Raw genomic sequence first — 17,939 nt, 5'->3', positions numbered from 1 at the left:
GCTGTTCATTGGCCGATCTCCGTCCGTACAGCGAACAGTTCAGGGAAGAAGGTGAGCTCGAGGGCCTTCTGCAGGAAGGCAGCGCCGCTGGATCCCCCGGTTCCCGATTTCATCCCGATGGTCCGCTGGACCGTTCGCAGGTGCCGGAACCGCCAGAGCTGGAAGTTATCTTCGAGGTCCACGAGTTCCTCGCACGCCTCGTAGGCGCCCCAGTTATCCGCGGCGTTTTCGTAGATGTGCTTGAACAGCGGAACCAGTTCGGGGCAGAACTCGTGGGCGCGGGTGACGTCCCGCTCCAGCACGGACTGTGGCACGTCGAAGCCCTGCCGGGCCAGGTAGGCCAGGAACTCGTCGTAGATGCTGGGCGCATTCAGCAGCTCCTCCAGCATGGCGTGCGCTTCCGGGTCCGATTCGAATACCGGCAGCATTTTGCGGTTCTTGTTGCCGAGGACAAACTCGACGGCCCGGTATTGGCTGGACTGGAAGCCGGAGGAGTTGCCCAGGAACCCGCGGAACTGGGAGTACTCCGTCGGCGTCAGCGTGGCCAGGACAGACCACTGCTCCGTCAGGGTTCTCTGGATGTGCTTGACCCGGGCGATGCCCTTGAGCGCGGATCCGAGATCGTCTGCACGCAGCCAGGCCGCGGCGCTGCGGAGCTCGTGCAGGACCAGCTTCAGCCACAGCTCGGTGGTCTGGTGCTGGATGATGAACAGCAGCTCGTCGTGGTGTTCGGGAGTGCTGACAGGTTGCTGTGCACTGAGCAGGGTGGGCAGCTGGAGGTAGGACGCGTAGCTCATCCGGGAACTGAAATCGCGGACTATGCCTTTGTCCAGTTTGCGGGTGTTCTTCTCGACGGCCACTGTGCTGCCTCTCTGGCTGTTCGTTGCGGGTGGGACCCGGTCAGCGCCGCACCAGGAGATCGTGGGCCTGAATAACGTCCAGACGCATCTGGTCAACAAGCGCCTCCGGCCCACGGTATGCCACCATGCCGCGCAGCCGCGCCACAAATTCGACAACTACTGTCTGGCCGTACAGATCGAAATCCTCCACGGCCTCGTGCGGACGGTCGATCACATGGGCTTCGACCTGGCGGCTGACGCCGTCGAACGTGGGATTGGACCCCACCGAGATGGCCGCCGGCCAGCGCGTGCCGGCCTGGTCCACCAGCCAGCCGGCGTAGATTCCGTCCGCAGGGATGAACCCGCTGGACTGGTGGGCAAGGTTTGCGGTGGGGAACCCGAGCACGCGGCCGCGGGCAGCACCGTGTACAACCTCGCCGCGCATCCGGTGCGGGCGTCCCAGTACCGCGGCGGCGGTGGCGACGTCGCCCTCCTGCAGTGCTTCGCGCACCCAGGTGGAGGAACAGCGGCGGTCCGTGCTGCCGTCGTTATGCAGCGGGTAGCCTTCCGAGCCGAACTCACTGATGACCTGGACGTCGAAATCGAACTTTTCGCCCAGCTGCTTCATGGTGTCAAGGTCACCGGAGTTGCCGCGGCCGAACCGGGAATCATGACCGATCACCACGTGGCTGGCGTGCAGGCTGTCCACCAGGACCTGGCTAACAAATTCCTCAGGGGTGAGGCTGGCCAGGTTCAGCGAGTACTTCATCACCAAAATGGCATCCAGGCCCAGCTCCCCCAATGCCACCAGTTTGTCCTGCAGGCCCATGATCATTTCGGGCGCGGACTCCGGGCGGTGGATCAGGGCCGGGTGCGGGTCAAAGGTGACGGCAACGGCCTTGGTCTTGTTGAGCCGGGCCGAGCGGATGAGCTCGGAGAGCACCTGCTGGTGCCCGCGATGGACGCCGTCGAAGTTGCCGAAAGTGACAACGGAGGGACCAAAGTCCGCCGGGACCTCGGACGGATCATTCCAGATGTAGACCATCACCCTCGCCTTTTACTGCCTTCAACTGACATCTCTCCGAACGCACCGGCGCCGGAACTCTCTAAGATTACCCGCAATCAGGATCGCTTCCGGACGGCGCCGGGCCAACGGGATGGCACGCGCGGACATGCCCGAAGGCTCGCCGGCAGCGGCGAATCGCTGGTGCGGTTTACTGCCGGTGCAGGATTACTGCCGGCGCGGCCGGCGCCGGTATAGCCACACCAGTCCCAGGATCGGCAGCAGCAGCGGAATGAACGCGTACCCCCGGCCAAAAAGGGACCAGACGGTCTCATGCGGGAACGCCACCGGATCGAACATGCTCAACGCCCCCACCACCAGCACACCGACAAGTTCTACCAGGACGGCGGCCAGGGAGATCCTGAACCAGGTGCGGCCGGGCTTGGCCAGCGACACCGTTGCCACCACGTAGACCAGCGCCGCGAACGCGGAAAGCAGGTAGGCGAACGGAGCCTCGGAGAACTTGGTCAGGATCTGGTAGCCGGCGCGTGCGGTGGCCGAAATGGCAAACACTGCATAGACGGCGATGAGCAGGCGTCCGGGGCCGGTATTCCGGGTGTCCTTGGCGCCGGCCTTGGCAGTGGCTGCTTCGGAACGAGGTGCTTTCACGTTGCGTACTTCTTCCATTTCAGTACCAGATCTGGTTCATGCGTGCGGCCATCACCAAGGCCGTGACACCGACGGCGGCGAGGACAAAGTTGCTCCAGCGGGTCCGTTCCAGGATGGACCAGTACACCGCTGCCGGCGGCAGGAGCATCGCAGTGGCCAGGTATCCCCAGAATTCCCAGGCTTCCCCGGCAATCGGTTCGCCCGCGATCACCCGGACGATCGAACCCACCAGGTAAACCAACAGTGCGAGCTCGACGGCGGCAACGGACAGGATGGTGAAATCGTTGGGGGCTTTTTTGAGGATGCCGGCACCTAGGCAGATTCCGCTGGATAACAGGCCGACCACCAGGATGATATAGAAATAGGCGTCCATGCCTAGGCGTCCCCGCCCGTAGTATCTTCGGGCGCAGTATCCCCGCCCGCAGCTTTCCCGGACGCGGTAGTTCCGGACGCGCCGTTGCCCGGCGCGAACACCAGAACGGGCTTGGCAAAGTTTCCGGAGTCCGCCAGTAGCGCCACGAGGCTGCCGTCAGGCGCGAACGCCGCCGCAGGGTGCTCGGTGGTGGCGGCCGCGGGATCGCCTGCTTCCGCTCCCGCTGCGATCCGTCGTCCGAAGGAAATCTCGGTGGCCTCCTCCGCCGTGAGTTCGCGGTTGGGCATCAGTGCCCGGGCAGCCTGGGACATTTCCAGGACATTGAGCTCCTCGGCCAGCTGTTCCAGCGTCCGGGCCTGATCCAGGGAGTACGGGCCAACATGGGTCCGGCGCAGTGCGGTCAGGTGGCCGCCCACTCCCAGCCCGTCGCCGAGGTCGCGGGCGAGGGCCCTGATGTATGTGCCGGAGGAGCACTCCACCGTGACATCAATGTCCACGACGTCGCCGCCGGCTTCCCGGGTGATGGCGTGAACTTCGAAACGGCGGATGGTGACCGGGCGCGCCGCGAGCTTTACCTCTTCACCGGAGCGGACCCGGGCGTACGCGCGTTCACCGTTGACCTTAATGGCGCTGACGCTGCTGGGCACCTGCTGGATTTGACCCGTGAGGGCGGCTACGCCGTCGTGAATTGCTTCGTCGGCGACGGCGGCGGCACTAACGGCTGCAATCACGTCACCTTCGGCGTCGTCCGTGACGGTGGACTGGCCCAGCCGGATGGTTGCCGTGTACGTCTTGGACGTGCCCACGATGAACGTCAGGAGCCGGGTGGCCTTGTTGATGCCCACCACCAGGACGCCGGTAGCCATGGGATCGAGGGTGCCGGCGTGCCCCACTTTCCGGGTCCCGGCGAGACGCCGCATCCGACCAACCACATCATGGCTGGTCCATCCCTGCGGTTTGTCCACTATCACCAGTCCAGAAAGCACGCTTCCCAGTATATCGGCGCTGGCCGGGGCCCCTGCCCACAAGCCCTGCCACGGCCACCGCGGCTAGGATGGCAACCATGCCTGAGCTTGCGGCGCACGCGCGCGACGTCCCCGTCAACCAGATCCGCGAAATCACCGAGGCCGCCTGGCATACCCCCGGAGCCATCGTCCTTAGTATCGGCGAACCGGGCTTCGCGCTCCCCCGCCACATCCTGGAAGCCGGCATGGCCTGCCTTGACCGGGACGAGACCAACTACACGCCCAACGCCGGCATCCCGGCCCTCCGTGAAGCGTTCGCCGCCAGGTTCCGTGAACGCTCCGGACTTAACAGCAGCCTTGGTGCCGAGCGGGTGTACGTGGTTGACGGCGCACAGCAGGGCCTGCATTTTGCCATGAGCCTCCTGCTCTCCCCCGGTGACGAGATCCTGATCCCCAACCCCGGCTACCCCACATTCGCCATGACCAGCCGGCTTCTGAACGCCGTGCCGGTAGGCTACCCGCTGTATCCCGGGCATGACTTCCAGCCTCGGATCCATGACATTGAGGCGCTCATCACGGACCGGACACGGGTGCTCATCCTGAACTCCCCGTCCAACCCGCTGGGCGCCGTCCTCGGCGAGGGCCTGACCCGGCAACTTGTGGACCTGGCCCGCAAGCACGATCTCTGGATCATTTCCGACGAATGCTACGAGGCGTTCACCTACGATTTCCCCCACATCAGCCCGGCACGGTTCGACAGCGACGTCCCTGGCGAGGCGCGGGTGTTCACGTCGCTGACTCTCTCCAAGACGTACGGCCTGACCGGCCTGAGGATCGGCGCCCTGGTCTGTCCGCCGGGGCTGGAACAGAAGATGAACAACGTGATGGAAGCGATTGTCTCCTGCGTTGCCTCCCCGTCGCAGTACGCCGCGCTCGCGGCACTGACAGGCCCGCAGGACTACGTCCGGCACGCCCATGACCACTACCGGGCCAACCGGGACGCTGCGTCCGCTGTCCTGGAGGCCAAGGGAATCCCGTACCTGAGCGCACAGGGAGCCTTTTATCTTTGGGCCGATGTCTCCCACGTCAGCGACGGGGACGTCCGCAGCTGGACGCGACGGTTCCTGGCCGATTCCGGCGTCGCGTTCGCGCCGGGAACTGCGTTTGGCTCGATTGGCGAGGGCTGGGTGCGGATCGCGCTGTGCGGTAGCCGGCCGGAGCTCGTCGAAGGCCTGGGCCGCTTGCCAGAGCGCAATTAGGACCTCTGCGTTTAGCCTCGGCCGGCCAGCGCTGAATCGAGCCAGGACCGCAGGGTCGCGGCGGGTGCTGCCCCTGCTTGCTTGGCCAGCACCTTGCCCCCATCCATGACCATCAGGGTGGGAATGGCCTGTACATCGAACCGGCCGGAAAGTCGCGGCGCCCGGTCAACATCAACTTTGACAAGCTTGATTGCACCGGCCCGTTCCGTGGCCAACTTGTCCAGGACCGGACTCACCATCCGGCAGGGCCCGCACCAGGCTGCCCAGAAATCAACGAGCACAGGTACCGGGGATTGCTCGGCCACGGCGGCGAAGTCATCATCCCCAGCGGTGGTTATCCAAGGCAGCCCCAGCTTGCAGTTACCGCAGCGCGGCCGGCCGGAGGCGGCGGCCGGGACGCGGTTCGTCTTGCCGCAACTGGGGCATTTGATCAGCGCAGGTTCCACCGGGTGCCTCCGGGCTCAGTACTCAGTGCGTTGCGCATGGGCGCGCCACGCGTCAAACGGAGCGTCCGACGTCGGAATGGCGGTTTGGGCTACCGGCAGCAGTTCCGGACGGGTGCCGTTGAAATACTCGTAGAAGACGGCGTCATCGAAACCGGCTGCGGCTGCACCATGGCGGTCGGCCGCAAAATAGACACGATCAATCCGCGCCCACAGTGCGGCTGACAGGCATAGGGGGCACGGCTCGCAGCTGGTGTAAAGCACGGCGCCGCTCAGGTCGAACGTGGCGCTTGCGGCTGCCGCTGCGCGGATGGCCACTACTTCGGCATGCGCGGTGGGGTCGCAGTCCCGGGTGACCCGATTGATGCCTTGATGGACCCGGCCGTCCGGGGTCACCACCAGCGCACCAAACGGGCCGCCGCCGTCGGCGACGTTCCGGACAGCCAGCCCAATGGCCCGCTCCAGGTATCCGGTGGCCTCATGGTTGTCGCTCGCCTGCGTCATAACTAGATCCTAGCCATGACCCAAGATTTCCGGTTCAAAAATAGGGGGCTTACAAGGGGAAATTTCCATCGACGCAGCCCTCTTAGAGGACTAGTCCGGCGCCCGGGGCTGTATAAATCCATATCAGCTTTGGTCTCATTGCCCAGCCCTGTCAGCGGGGTGGCGCACCTCAATTCCGGAGGATGCAAGGAAGAAGAAGTTTTCCTTGGTCGCGTGCCTTGCTGCCGCGGCGTTAGTCATTCCTATCGGGCCGGCCGCGGCGGGCTCCCCATCGCCAGACCCGAAGATCCTGGCCGACGGGCTGGTCACACCCTTGAGCCTCGCCGTCGGTAGAGACGACTCTGTCCTGGTCACCCAGAATTTTGTGGGCCGGCTTGACCGTGTGAAGGACGACGGCCAACTCGCCAACGTCTACACGAAGGCGGATTGGGACATCGGCGGTGTCGAAACCAGACGCGGTACGACCTACTTCGTCGAGAGCGTGGGCGGCGGCGGAGGCAACCCTGATGCGCTTGAGGGCTACCTGAAGTCCGTCGACGGGCGGGCGACGTGCATACCATTGCCGACCTCGCCACCTATGAACGCACGCATAACCCGGACGGCGAGCAAGAGTATGGCTTCGGTTCCGGGGTCTCAGATGAATGCCTGCAGCAATGGCCTGTGTTCCCGCCGGCCCGGTACACGGGCGCCCTTGATTCCCATCCCTATGCCACGGCAGTCAAGGGGTCCACTGTCTATGTTGCTGACGCCGGCATGAATGCCATCCTCGAAGTCGACGTTGAGTCCGGTGACGTCTCGACGCTCGCTGTCTTGCCACCCAGGCCCGCCGTCGTTCCCGCCGGCACGAGGATCCCGATCGACATGGCGGGTGGAACAGTCGAAGTCCCTGCCTGCGTCGTTGGCCACGAGTATGCGTTTGAACCCGTGCCAACGGATGTGGAGTTCGGCCCCGACGGTTGGCTTTACGTCTCGTCGCTCCCCGGCGGTCCCGAGGATCCATCCCTGGGCGCCCGTGGTGCAGTCTTCCGCATCAACCCGTGGACCGGAGCCACACGCCTGTGGGCGGAGGACATCCTGAGCCCCACCGGCATCGCGGTCTCCGACAGCGGGGATGTCTACGCAGCCTCGATGTTCGGCAACGAGATTGTGAAGATCGACGCCTGGACCCGTGAGGCTTCACAGTTCCTGGCAGTAGACGGTCCTGCGGCCGTCGAGCTGAGCGGGAAGACCCTGTACGCCACGGCCGGCTTCAGCTTCGGGCAACCGACTGGAACCGTGTTGAAGGCCCACATCAGGTAGATCCTGCTGGGAGCCCAGCCCGGCAGACGAAAGAAGGCCCGGCCCCGCAGTTCAGTTGCGGGTCCGGGCCTTCGACTCGTGTCAGTTACTTGTTGGCGTCTTCGTCGAGGTCTTCGTCGTCGGTGAGGTCAAGATCCTCTTCGTCGAAGTCGTCCTCGTCGATCTCCACATCGGCGGGAACGTCGCTCTTGTACGGATCGGCGTCGCCGGCGTGCTTGGCGTTTTCGGCCAGGGCAGCCACCTCGGCGTCGCGCTTCTTGGCGGCCCGGAGCAGTTCCTCCAGGTTCGAGGCAACCACGGGGATCTGGTCGGCCACAAATTCCAGCGTCGGCGTCAGGCGAACAGTAACGTTGCGCCCCACCTCCTGGCGGAGCACACCCTTGGCCTTCTCCAGGCCCTTGGCAGCATCAGCCTGCACAGCCGGGTCGCCGAAAACGGTGTAGTAGATCGTGGCATGCTGCAGATCATTGGTCACCCGGGCATCGGTAACAGTAATGCCCTCCAGCCGAGGGTCCTTAACCTTCCGGCCCAAAGCCTCAGCAACAACAACCTTAATCCGCTGCGCCAACTTGGCAGCCCGTGCGGGATCAGCCATTTCCACTCCTAAAAATTTTGGATGTACGACGGCGCCGGAACGGTGCCCGCACAACTGTTGGGTTTTGATGCCACGCACCTAAGGCGAGTCTACGACGGACGCGCGTTGGATTTTTTCCGGCGGCCAGGGAGTGGCATCGGGCCTGCCGAAGCTGGGCGGCAAGGGATCGCAGATCCCATGCCGCCCAGCGTAGGGGCGGGGCCGCCGGAAAAAATCCGACGCCCCCGACCCGTCAAGCAACGAACCTTAGACGCGCGGCTTTTCGCGCATCTCGAAGGTTTCGATGATGTCGCCTTCGGTGATGTCGTTGAACGAACCAAGACCGATACCACACTCGAAGTCCGTACGGACTTCAGTGGCGTCGTCCTTGAAGCGCTTGAGCGTCTCAACGGTGAGGTTGTCACCGATGGTCTTGCCGTCGCGGCTGATGCGGGCCTTCGTGTTGCGTCGGATGATGCCCGAGCGAACGATGGAACCGGCGATGTTTCCGAACTTGGAAGAGCGGAAGACTTCGCGGACCTCGGCGGTGCCCAGCTGGACCTCTTCGTACTCCGGCTTAAGCATGCCCTTGAGGGCCATCTCGATGTCATCAATTGCTGCGTAGATGACGGAGTAGAAACGCATGTCCACGCCTTCGCGGTCTGCCAGATCGGCAACACGCTCGGCGGGCTTGACGTTGAAGCCGATGATAACGGCGCTGTCGACTGTTGCCAGGTTGACGTCGTTCTGCGTGATCGCACCAACGCCGCGGTGGATGATGCGGAGCTGGACACCTTCTCCGACGTCGATCTTGAGCAGTGCGTCTTCGAGGGCTTCCACGGCACCGGACACGTCACCCTTGAGGATGAGGTTGAGGGTGTCGATCTTGCCGTCGGCGACTGCCTGGTCGAAGTCTTCCAGGCTGATGCGCTTGCGGCGTTTGGCAAGGGCGGCGTTGCGGTCGGCAGTTTCACGCTTCTCGGCGATCTGGCGGGCGGTGCGCTCGTCAGCGGTCACAAAGAAGGTGTCGCCGGCGCGCGGCACGTTGGACAGACCCAGCACCTGCACGGGGCGGGACGGGCCGGCCTCGGTCAGGACACTGCCGTCGTCGTCGAACATGGCGCGGACACGGCCGTGAGCCGTGCCTGCCACGATGGTATCGCCGACGTGCAGGGTGCCGGACTGCACCAGGACGGTGGCCACGGAACCGCGGCCCTTGTCCAGGTTGGCTTCAATCGCGATACCGCGGGCGTCCTTGTTCGGGTTGGCGCGCATGTCCAGGGCAGCGTCCGCGGTAAGCAGGACAGCCTCGAGCAGCTCGTCGATGTTGAGGTTCTGGCGGGCAGAGACCTCCACGAACATGGTGTCGCCACCGTATTCTTCCGGAACCAGTCCGTACTCGGTCAGCTGGCCGCGGACCTTTTCCGGGTTGGCGCCTTCCTTGTCGATCTTGTTCACAGCCACGACGATCGGCACGTTGGCCGCCTGTGCGTGGTTGAGGGCCTCAACGGTCTGCGGCATCACGCCGTCGTCCGCTGCGACCACCAGGATGGCGATGTCGGTGACCTTCGCACCACGGGCACGCATGGCGGTGAACGCCTCGTGGCCCGGAGTATCGATGAAGGTGATCTTACGATCGATGTCTTCGTGGGTGTGCGTGACCTGGTAAGCACCGATGTGCTGCGTGATGCCGCCGTGCTCGCCCGCCATAACGTCGGACTTGCGGATGGCATCGAGCAGGCGGGTCTTACCGTGGTCAACGTGACCCATAACGGTGACAACCGGAGGACGTGCCTCGAGGTCTTCGTCGCCTTCTGCTTCGAGCTCTGCTTCGAAGTCGATGTCGAAGCCGGAGAGCAGCTCGCGCTCCTCGTCCTCCGGCGACACAACCTGGAGCTTGTAGCCAAGCTCCTCACCGAGCAGTGCGAAGGTTTCCTCATCCAGCGACTGCGTGGCGGTGGCCATTTCGCCGAGGTGGAAGAGGACCGTCACCAGTGCTGCGGGGTTTGCCTCGATCTTGTCAGCAAAGTCCGTGATGGACGAGCCCCGGCGAAGCCGGACTACGGTGTTGCCGTCGCCGCGGGGTACGCTCACGCCACCCAGCGACGGAGCACTCATCTGCTCGAGTTCCTGGCGCTTGGCACGCTTCGACTTGCGCTGCTTGCCACGGCCTGCGCCGCCCTTACCGAAGGCACCCTGGGTGCCACCGCGACCGCGGCCACCCTTGCCGAAGCCGCCGCCGGCCGGAGCACCGCCACCGGCACCCGGAGCTCCACCGGTACCTGGAGCGCCACCCGGACGTCCGGGACCACGTGCGCCGCCACCGGGACGTCCTGCACCAGCGGGTGCGGGACGCTCAGTGCGGTTGGGCATCATGCCGGGAGTAGGTCGGTTTCCACCGGCACCCGCGGTACGCGGACCACCAGCGCCTCCGGCGCCTGCTGCGGGACGCGGACCACCCGGACGGGGACCACCGGCACCGGCTGCGGGACGCGGACCACCCGGACGGGGACCACCGGCACCGGCCGCGGGACGCGGACCACCCGGACGGTCGCCGTCGGGACGGCTTCCACCTGCGCGGGGCATGCCCTGCGAGGGAGCGAACGGGTTGTTACCCGGACGGGGAGCACGTTCTCCGTCGCCACCGCGGCCGCGGGGCATGCCCTGGGACGTGGCGAACGGGTTGTTGCCCGGGCGGGGACCGCCGGGACGCGGCGCGGAGCCGCCCTGCGAACCACCCTGTGCTGATCCGCCAGAGCGGGTCGGTGCGGCCGGGGCTTCAGCCTTCGGTGCCGGACGGGCACCGGGCTTGGCGCCGGTGGACGGTGCACTTGGCGCCGGAGCCGCAGCAGCTGGTGCCGCCGGGGCTGAAGGAGCTGCGGAAACGGGAGCGGGTGCAGCCGGAGCCGCGGCAGCTGGTGCCGCCGGGGCTGAAGGAGCTGCGGGGCCCGGAGCAGGTGCTGCGGGTCGGGTGTCGGCCGACGGGGCAGGCGCCTTGGGCGCGGCTGCCGGAGCTGCGGTCTTGGCAGCTGCGTCGGGGTAGGCGTTACGGAGTTTCCGCACCACCGGGGCCTCAATGGTTGAAGAGGCCGAGCGAACGAATTCGCCCAGTTCCTGCAGTTTGGTTACTGCATCTTTGGAAGTAATACCGAGCTCTTTAGCAAGCTCATGTACGCGGACCTTGGCCACATTTCTCCTGTCTCGGTCCGCACCGAGCCAGGCACGAACCGTCTACTTCTTACTGCGGGCCCCAGCCGCGGTTGCAACTACAGGGCCCATTGCAGAGCGCAACAAAGTTGTCATCGTTGCGCACTCATCGCTGGGAACTCATCGGGTTTCCATCAGTTTTCTGACCCGCTTTCAGGTTGGACGGTTTTTGCTGCAGCTACCAGGGGTATCTGCAACGGGCCGGCGTCCTGCTTGCCTGCCATGATCCGGCGTTCGACGGCGGTGGACCCGGTAGCGCCGTTGAGGGCCCTTCCGAATGCTCGCCGCTTGACCGCCAGGGCCAGGCACGCTTCGCTGGGGTGCAGCCATGCACCCCTGCCAGCCATCCGGCGTCGTTCGTCTACCAGCACTGCGGTGGAACCGCTGCCTTCGGCGACGAGCCGGAGTAACTCAGACCGCAGAGCCTTTTTCCGGCATCCGATGCAGGTACGCTGCGGTTGATCCTCGGTGTGAAGCACTTCTGCCACGGTGAGTATCTTCCTGACGTTCATAACTGCCGGCTCTCAGGCCCCAACCGCACATCGGCGGAACGGGAACACTCAGGGCACACGAATACCGGCCGTTAGGCGCGGTCATGTCTAGTCTAGCCCCTCAGGGCTGTTCTGCCCGAAACCGGGGCATCGACCGACGGTATCCGCCGTTGGCCGTTGCCCCGGAACGGGTTCAGCTTTCGCGCGCCGGGGCAGCGTCCGAGACGATATCGATCCGCCAGCCGGTCAGCTTGGCCGCCAGCCGGGCGTTCTGGCCCTCTTTGCCGATGGCAAGCGAGAGCTGGTAGTCCGGGACCACCACACGCGCGGAGCGGGTGGCCTCGTCCACGATGGTGACGGAATTCACACGCGAGGGGGAAAGTGCGCTGGCAATAAACGTTGCCGGATCCTCGCTGAAGTCGACGATGTCGATTTTTTCGTCGTTCAGTTCCGTCATAACAGCACGGACGCGGGAACCCATTTCACCGATGCAGGCGCCCTTGGCGTTGATGCCCTGGGTGTGGGCCTTGACCGCGATCTTGGTACGGTGACCGGCCTCGCGGGCCAGTGCCACGATCTCCACCGAGCGGTCCGCGATCTCCGGGACCTCCAGTTCGAAAAGCTTCCGGACGAGGCCCGGGTGTGAACGGGACAGGGTGACGGACGGGCCCTTGGTGCCGCGGTGGACATCTATAACAATGGCGCGAAGCCGGTTGCCGTGGATGTACTTCTCCCCCGGCACCTGTTCGGGCGGCGGCAGCAGGGCCTCCACCGAACCCAGGTTGACCTGGATCATGTGAGGGTTGTTGCCCTGCTGGATCAGGCCGGCTACAAGTTCACCCTCGCGGCCCTTGAACTCACCCAGGATGTTGTCGTCCTCGACATCGCGCAGGCGCTGCAGGATGATCTGGCGTGCCGTGCTCGCCGCAATACGGCCGAAGCCGGCAGGCGTGTCCTCGAACTCGCCGATGGGGGCACCGTCGTCGTCGATCTCCACGGCCCAGATGGTCACGTGGCCGCTCTTGCGGTCCAGTTCGGCCCGGGCCTTCTCGAAGGCACCGGGCGACTTGTGGTACGCCACCAGGAGCGCCTGCTCGATGGTGGGGATCAGGAGGTCCAGCGGGATTTCGCGCTCACGCTCCAGAAGTCTTAGCGCGCTCATGTCAATATCCATCAGGCCTCCTCAGAAGGTCCATTGTGCTCAGGTTCCAAACCAGCTTTTTCAAGGTGGCTGAATTCGATCTCGACTTTTCCGGTGCGGATCCTGTCGAAAGGAAGAATCTGGGGCTCGCCCTGCTTGGGCTTCATGCCCTTCTTGACGGCGATCTCCGGGATGATGGTGACGCCGGAATCATCCACGGACTGGACCCTGCCGGTGACATTTTCGCCCTGGATGACGTTGACCTTGACCATACGGCCCCGGGCACGGTGCCAGTGCCGGACTTCGGTGAGGGGACGCGCGACGCCCGGGGAGGAAACCTCGAGGTCGTAGGGGCGCCCGTCATCGGCAGGATCATTGTCCAGGAGGTCGGAGAGGACCCTGGAAATGTCCGCGATGACATCGAGGTTTACGCCGCCGGTTTCTTCCTGCGGCAGGTCCACCACTACGTGGACCACGCGGTGGGAACCGGCGAGGATCGATACGTCCTCGAGATACAGGCGGTTGGCCTGGACCGCGGGTTCCAGCAGCGCCCGGAGCCTGATGGCTTCGGGATTGTTGGCGGGCGCAGCAACAGCGGTACCCGTTCCGGTAGCGTCTGATGAAGTCGTGGCTTCTGCATTACTCACGATGCCGGCCGCCTTCCAATAGATGATGTTGTGACTACTAGCGTAACGATTTTCCGGCCGCAGTGGTGCACGAAGATTCGCATGAGGCGTGAGAACATGGTCTGTTGTGAAAGACGACACGCAGGAGACCGGCCGCCGCAGGCGCTATTTCCAGTACGCCGTTTTTGCGCTGGCCGCCCTTCTCGTGATGAGCCTGGGATTCGTGCTCATCCCCCGCGAACCGTCCCCGCCTGCGGCGCCGCCGTTTTCCGAGCAGGCAAGGGCATCCGCGTTCGCGGATTCCCTGACCCTCAGGGTCGCGGGCCTGGACCTGGCAGGCGCTGCCGGCGCCGATGCGCCGGCCCCGCAAGCCGCAGCCCTGGCCCGGATTGTGACTTTGCTGACTGTCCAGGCCCAGGCGTTGATGCTGCCGGCTGATGTGGCGGGCGATCCTGCCCCGGCCGGCACAGCTCGTTCCTCGGCCACTGCACCGGCCAGCGTCCCGCCGCCGTCGACGACAGCGGACCTCGCCGCAGCCCTCCAGGCAAGTGGGGCGCAGCGACTTCGGGACGCTGAAACGGCCGACGGCGGCATCGCCCGCCTTCTCGCCGGCGCCGGCACTGCCCAGCTTCTGGCCGCAGAGGACCTCGCGTCAGCCAACGGGATCGCTTTAGCACCACTGCCAGGCGCTGGCTCCTCCTCCCCCGCATCGACGGCGCCCACCACGTCTGTCACCGCCCCGGCTGCCACCCGCTGTGCCAGCGAAGTGGCCGTCGCCGACGCCAGAACCGGCGCGGACCTCGGCTCAGCCTTTGCCTCAGCTGTGGAGGGCGAGCTGGAACTGATCTACGCGTACCAGGCCGCACTGACCAGGCTTGACCCCGGGTCCGCTGTTCCGGCGTCGGGATTTCTCACCCAGCACGGTGTCCTCCGGGGCCAGGCGGAAGCCTTGAGCAGGTCCCGCTGCGCCGAGGTACCCCTCAGGCAGCCCGGCTACGCACTGAGCCAGGCATTCCTGGCAGACCCGGCATCGGGGCTGGGAACGCTCGAGGCAGGGACCCTTCCGTTGTTCGGCGATCTGGTGGCCCTCAGCGAAGGACCCGAACGGGCCTGGGCACTCTCCGCGCTTCAGTCGGCGGCCCGGCGGACCGCCCATTGGGGCGCCTCTCCCGGCCCGGTTCCCGGCGTGCTCATGGACGAAGCCGTGCTGCCGCATCTGCCGGACGCTGCCCCGACCCTGGGGCCTTCCACAACCAGCGCCCGTCCTCCCGGCAATTCGTAGCCAAGGCCGGGCACACTGGCCAGCCGCGGGCACTAATGCTTTGCTGGAGGCATGGACAGTGCCAGCGCCCCCGCCCTTCACGAAAATGAGCCACACCAAAACGACAGCGCGCAGCGCCTGAACTGGCTGCGCGCCGGCGTCCTGGGTGCCAACGACGGCATCGTCTCGGTCGCCGCGATCGTGGTGGGCGTCGCCGGTGTCACCACACAGTCCGGACCAATCCTCGTCGCCGGCACTGCCGGCCTGGTGGGTGGAGCAGTCTCTATGGCCCTGGGCGAATATGTGTCCGTCAGCAGCCAGAAGGACAGCCAGGAAGCCTTAATCGAAAAGGAACGCCTGGAACTCCGGGAACAACCGGAGGAAGAGTTGGAGGAACTCACGGCGATCTACCGGGGCAAGGGCCTGAGCCTGGACACAGCTAGGACAGTAGCGCGGGAGCTGACGGCCCACGACGCGCTGAGCGCACACCTCTCCGCCGAACTGAACATCGATGAAAAAGACATCGTGAGCCCCTGGAACGCGGCCTTTGCTTCCGCTGTTGCGTTCGTCGCCGGCGCCGTCCTGCCGATGCTCGCCATCCTGCTGCCGCCAGAGAACATCCGGGTCCCCCTGACGTTCGGGGCCGTACTGGCGGCCCTTGCTGCCACTGGAGCTCTGGGTGCCTGGATCGGCGGAGGTTCGAAGATGCGGGCCGCCGTCAGGGTAGTGGTGGGCGGCGCGTTGGCCTTGGCCGCCACCTACTCCATCGGCAAGCTGCTCGGCGCAAGCGGCGTCCTGTGAGCGTCCAGATTGGCGTGCCGATCCCTCCCGCCCTGAGCCTGCGCTACAGCCACAGCAGCGCAGGACGGGCCTGGCTCGCCTCACTCCCGGGACTGGTCCAGGGGCGGCTGGAACATTGGGAACTGGCTGTTGACCTGGCGGCCGGCGCCCTCCCCTGGCATGGCCACGGCGGCGTGGTGGTCCCCGTCCGCCAGCAGGACGGGACCCCGGCTGCGCTCAAAATCGCCTTTCCCCACGACGAGGCACGCGTGGAACGCCATGCGCTGGCACTGTGGGGCGGAGCCGGCGCCGTCCGGCTGTTGGAATCCGACGCCGGAACGTGCGCAATGCTGCTTGAGCGGCTGAATGCGGACTGCTCCCTCCAAACCCTTCCGCTGGATGACGCAGCGGCTGTCTGGGGCAGCATCATGGACGAGTTGAGCCTGGCGCAGGACGGACGGCCGCAATGGCAGGAATTCGACCACATCGCCGGGCGGGCCGAACAATGGAGCGATGACCTGCCCGCAGACTGGGAACAGCAGAGCCGCCCCTTCCCGCGCTGGCTGCTGGAGGCGGCTCTGGAAGTCTGCCAGACCCGCGGTGCCGTGGGCCGCCGCTCGGGCCGCGATGTCCTGGTCCACACGGACCTGCATTTCCTGAACATCCTGGCCCGGCCCCAGGACAACACCGGTGCGCTGCCCGGGCCGGGCTTCGCCGCCATCGACCCGCAGCCCATGATCGGCGAACCGGAATTCGCGCTGGCACCGCTGCTGTGGAACCGCCTCAGCGACCTGCCCCGGAGCGATCCGGCCGGAGGGTTGAGGCGGCGCTGCCAGGACTTCAGCGCCGCGGCCGGCCTTGATGCCGAGGCTGCGCGCCAGTGGGCCGTGGCACGCGAAGTGGAGAACGCCCTCGGCTACGCGGCCATGCCGCGCCACCAAGGCGATCTGGCCCGGTCCCTCTGGGTGGCCAGCACTCTTGCCGGGCGGACCCTCGACGGTCTCCCCTCGGCGCACGCCTTGCCGGAGCCGGGGCAGGGCGACAGCTGAGCGACTGGCCACTGGCGGGACCGGTGCCTCCCAGAGGGTCAGTCCACAGCCCGCACCGCTGCCAAAGCGGAGCTGACCGCTTCGACGGCAGTGCCGACGTCGTCCGCGTCAGTGCTCCAGTTGCTGACCGAGACGCGCAGGACATCCCTGCCCTGCCAGTGTGAACCGGACATCCAGACCTTGCCGTCCTCGATCACCCTGGCTGTCACGGCGCGCGTGGTGCGGTCGTCCCCGAAGGCGAGCGAAACCTGGGTGTAGTCCACCGTGTTGAGCACCTCGACGCCGTCCACCTCAGCCAGGCGGCTGCCGATCTTCGAAGCGGCGTCGGCGAGACCGCGGACCTGGGCTGCCACGCCATCCCTGCCGAGGGAACGGAGGGCGGCCCACACCGGAACGCCGCGGCCGCGCCGCGACAGCTCCGGGACCTTCTGGAAGGGGTCGCCCGGTCCTTCGGCATCGTGGACCAGGTAACTGGTGTGCAGGCCCATGGCGTTGCGCAGCGCGCCACTGTCCTTCACCACGGCAATACCGCAGTCGTACGGGACGTTGAGGGTCTTGTGGGCGTCGGTCCCCCACGAATCGGCCAGTGCTATTCCGCGCGTGAGGTCGGCGAACTCGGGCACGGCAGCGGCCCACAGCCCGAACGCGCCGTCCACGTGGACCCAGGCACCATGCCGCCGGGCAACCTTAATTGCGTCGTCGAAGGGGTCGAAGGCCCCGGAATGGAGGTTGCCGGCCTGGAGGCAGACCAGCGCAGGCCCGGCCCCTTCGGACAGCAGCCGGTCCAGCTCTGCGGCGACCAGCCTGCCTTGGGCATCCGCTGGGACGGCGATGGGCCGGCCGAGGCCGAGGTACCGCAGGCCCAGGTCAATGGTCTCGTGGCGTTCCTGGCCCACAAAGCATCTGATCCGCGGGGCGCCTGCCAGGCCATCGCCGTCGAGGTCCCAGCCGGCATCGGCCAGCAGCCGCCACCGGGCAGCGGCCAGCCCGGTGAAGTTGGCCATGGTGGCACCGGTGGTGAAGCCGACGTCCGATTCCGCCGGGAGACCGAGGAGATCCAGCAGCCAGTGGCCGGCACCCTCTTCGATGGCGGCTATCGCGGGGGTGGCGTAGCGCAGGCCGGAGTTCTGGTCCCAGGCGCTGACCAGCCAGTCTGCGGCCAGGGCGGCAGGCAGCGTCCCGCCGATCACCCAGCCGAAGAAGCGCCCGGAGGGCATGGCCATCAGCCCGGGTTCAGCCTTGTCCGCCAAGTACTCAACCACAGCTGCCGCGGGCATCCCCTCCGAGGGAAATGGTCCGGCGAAGTCTGCCGCGAGGTCGTGGGCGCTTTGGGCGGGCCCGACGTGCCTGTCCGGCAGGCTCGCCAGCCACTCGGCGGCGCGACGGGCCGCTGCTGACAATGCCTCCGAATAGGGTTCCCCACCTGCGGACATACCTGCATGGTACGCCCGGCCGG

The 17,939-nt window shown here is 66.0% G+C and carries 18 protein-coding genes; 5 read left to right on the top strand and 13 right to left on the bottom strand.

Translation table 11 applies throughout. From position 1 onward, the window contains the following. Positions 1 to 5: 5 nt before the first annotated feature. The 5 genes from kynA to truB form a co-directional block, all read right to left on the bottom strand. Entirely contained in the window at positions 6 to 860 is an 855-nt protein-coding gene (gene kynA / locus AC50YA_RS14945) for a tryptophan 2,3-dioxygenase (RefSeq protein ID WP_494983044.1), read from the bottom strand. 40 nt (positions 861 to 900) lie between these two features. Beyond that, positions 901 to 1,884, bottom strand: a complete 984-nt coding sequence (locus AC50YA_RS14940) for a bifunctional riboflavin kinase/FAD synthetase (RefSeq protein ID WP_494983043.1) — start codon at positions 1,882 to 1,884, stop codon at positions 901 to 903. 186 nt (positions 1,885 to 2,070) lie between these two features. Then, the gene (locus tag AC50YA_RS14935; protein WP_494983042.1) at positions 2,071 to 2,529 is read right to left on the bottom strand and encodes a hypothetical protein; all 459 of its coding nucleotides are present in this window, start codon (positions 2,527 to 2,529) and stop codon (positions 2,071 to 2,073) included. Position 2,530: 1 nt separating this feature from the next. After that, on the bottom strand, positions 2,531 to 2,884 hold the full coding sequence (locus AC50YA_RS14930; RefSeq protein WP_185263109.1) for a hypothetical protein: 354 nt from the start codon (positions 2,882 to 2,884) through the stop codon (positions 2,531 to 2,533). Positions 2,885 to 2,886: 2 nt separating this feature from the next. Further along, entirely contained in the window at positions 2,887 to 3,870 is a 984-nt protein-coding gene (truB, locus tag AC50YA_RS14925) for a tRNA pseudouridine(55) synthase TruB (protein ID WP_494983041.1), read from the bottom strand. A 77-nt stretch (positions 3,871 to 3,947) separates the two neighbouring features. Between truB and AC50YA_RS14920 the strand changes: the two genes are divergently transcribed. After that, positions 3,948 to 5,108 carry a pyridoxal phosphate-dependent aminotransferase gene (locus AC50YA_RS14920; protein WP_494983040.1) on the top strand — a complete coding sequence of 387 codons (1,161 nt, stop codon included), beginning with the start codon at positions 3,948 to 3,950 and terminating at the stop codon, positions 5,106 to 5,108. Positions 5,109 to 5,119: 11 nt separating this feature from the next. Here AC50YA_RS14920 and trxA read toward each other — a convergent pair whose 3' ends face one another. Together trxA and AC50YA_RS14910 are read right to left on the bottom strand one after the other, a co-directional pair. Further along, positions 5,120 to 5,554 (bottom strand): thioredoxin, encoded by a 435-nt coding sequence (gene trxA / locus AC50YA_RS14915; RefSeq protein ID WP_494983039.1) that lies wholly within the window; start codon positions 5,552 to 5,554, stop codon positions 5,120 to 5,122. A gap of 15 nt (positions 5,555 to 5,569) precedes the next feature. Next, positions 5,570 to 6,055, bottom strand: coding sequence for a nucleoside deaminase (locus AC50YA_RS14910; RefSeq protein ID WP_494983038.1), 486 nt, complete (start codon positions 6,053 to 6,055; stop codon positions 5,570 to 5,572). 549 nt (positions 6,056 to 6,604) lie between these two features. On the opposite strand from AC50YA_RS14910, the gene AC50YA_RS14905 reads away from it, so the two are divergent. Beyond that, positions 6,605 to 7,354, top strand: a complete 750-nt coding sequence (locus tag AC50YA_RS14905; RefSeq protein WP_494983037.1) for a ScyD/ScyE family protein — start codon at positions 6,605 to 6,607, stop codon at positions 7,352 to 7,354. Between the two features lie 85 nt (positions 7,355 to 7,439). Here AC50YA_RS14905 and rbfA read toward each other — a convergent pair whose 3' ends face one another. The 5 genes from rbfA to rimP all read right to left on the bottom strand — a co-directional run bounded on the left by rbfA (position 7,440) and on the right by rimP (position 13,414). Further along, a complete protein-coding gene (gene rbfA / locus AC50YA_RS14900; protein ID WP_494983036.1) occupies positions 7,440 to 7,949 on the bottom strand; it encodes a 30S ribosome-binding factor RbfA in 510 nt (169 codons plus the stop codon). Between the two features lie 246 nt (positions 7,950 to 8,195). Continuing rightward, on the bottom strand, positions 8,196 to 11,117 hold the full coding sequence (gene infB / locus AC50YA_RS14895; RefSeq protein ID WP_494983035.1) for a translation initiation factor IF-2: 2,922 nt from the start codon (positions 11,115 to 11,117) through the stop codon (positions 8,196 to 8,198). Between the two features lie 152 nt (positions 11,118 to 11,269). Next, positions 11,270 to 11,647 (bottom strand): YlxR family protein, encoded by a 378-nt coding sequence (locus AC50YA_RS14890; RefSeq protein WP_111906442.1) that lies wholly within the window; start codon positions 11,645 to 11,647, stop codon positions 11,270 to 11,272. 172 nt (positions 11,648 to 11,819) lie between these two features. After that, complete coding sequence (gene nusA, locus AC50YA_RS14885; RefSeq protein ID WP_494983034.1) at positions 11,820 to 12,800, bottom strand: transcription termination factor NusA; 981 nt, start codon at positions 12,798 to 12,800, stop codon at positions 11,820 to 11,822. After that, a complete protein-coding gene (gene rimP, locus AC50YA_RS14880; RefSeq protein ID WP_494983033.1) occupies positions 12,800 to 13,414 on the bottom strand; it encodes a ribosome maturation factor RimP in 615 nt (204 codons plus the stop codon). The genes nusA and rimP overlap by 1 nt, the downstream gene beginning before the upstream one ends. Positions 13,415 to 13,520: 106 nt before the next feature. On the opposite strand from rimP, the gene AC50YA_RS14875 reads away from it, so the two are divergent. The 3 genes from AC50YA_RS14875 to AC50YA_RS14865 are packed head-to-tail and all read left to right on the top strand — an operon-like array spanning position 13,521 to position 16,483. Continuing rightward, a complete protein-coding gene (locus AC50YA_RS14875) occupies positions 13,521 to 14,675 on the top strand; it encodes a DUF4439 domain-containing protein (protein WP_494983032.1) in 1,155 nt (384 codons plus the stop codon). 51 nt (positions 14,676 to 14,726) lie between these two features. Further along, a complete protein-coding gene (locus AC50YA_RS14870; protein WP_494983031.1) occupies positions 14,727 to 15,455 on the top strand; it encodes a VIT1/CCC1 transporter family protein in 729 nt (242 codons plus the stop codon). Next, positions 15,452 to 16,483, top strand: coding sequence for an aminoglycoside phosphotransferase family protein (locus AC50YA_RS14865; protein WP_494983030.1), 1,032 nt, complete (start codon positions 15,452 to 15,454; stop codon positions 16,481 to 16,483). Before AC50YA_RS14870 ends, AC50YA_RS14865 begins: the two co-directional genes overlap by 4 nt. Before the next feature lie 38 nt (positions 16,484 to 16,521). On the opposite strand, the gene AC50YA_RS14860 is transcribed toward AC50YA_RS14865, so the two are convergent. Then, entirely contained in the window at positions 16,522 to 17,916 is a 1,395-nt protein-coding gene (locus tag AC50YA_RS14860; RefSeq protein WP_494983029.1) for a pyridoxal phosphate-dependent decarboxylase family protein, read from the bottom strand. Between the last annotated feature and the right edge of the window lie 23 nt (positions 17,917 to 17,939).

Source organism: Pseudarthrobacter sp. RHLT3-21, from assembly GCF_059383495.1.
Note: the sequence above shows the minus strand (reverse complement) of the source record. Positions and strands in the feature narration are given on the sequence as shown.

Excerpts from the sequence above, each read along its gene's own strand:
- AC50YA_RS14940 (WP_494983043.1), bottom strand. The coding sequence starts at position 1,884 with ATGGTCTACATCTGGAATGATCCGTCCGAGGTCCCGGCGGACTTTGGT.
- AC50YA_RS14935 (WP_494983042.1), bottom strand. The coding sequence starts at position 2,529 with ATGGAAGAAGTACGCAACGTGAAAGCACCTCGTTCCGAAGCAGCCACT.
- AC50YA_RS14930 (WP_185263109.1), bottom strand. The coding sequence starts at position 2,884 with ATGGACGCCTATTTCTATATCATCCTGGTGGTCGGCCTGTTATCCAGC.
- AC50YA_RS14920 (WP_494983040.1), top strand. The coding sequence starts at position 3,948 with ATGCCTGAGCTTGCGGCGCACGCGCGCGACGTCCCCGTCAACCAGATC.
- AC50YA_RS14910 (WP_494983038.1), bottom strand. The coding sequence starts at position 6,055 with ATGACGCAGGCGAGCGACAACCATGAGGCCACCGGATACCTGGAGCGG.
- rbfA (WP_494983036.1), bottom strand. The coding sequence starts at position 7,949 with ATGGCTGATCCCGCACGGGCTGCCAAGTTGGCGCAGCGGATTAAGGTT.
- AC50YA_RS14890 (WP_111906442.1), bottom strand. The coding sequence starts at position 11,647 with ATGAACGTCAGGAAGATACTCACCGTGGCAGAAGTGCTTCACACCGAG.
- nusA (WP_494983034.1), bottom strand. The coding sequence starts at position 12,800 with ATGGATATTGACATGAGCGCGCTAAGACTTCTGGAGCGTGAGCGCGAA.
- AC50YA_RS14870 (WP_494983031.1), top strand. The coding sequence starts at position 14,727 with ATGGACAGTGCCAGCGCCCCCGCCCTTCACGAAAATGAGCCACACCAA.
- AC50YA_RS14860 (WP_494983029.1), bottom strand. The coding sequence starts at position 17,916 with ATGTCCGCAGGTGGGGAACCCTATTCGGAGGCATTGTCAGCAGCGGCC.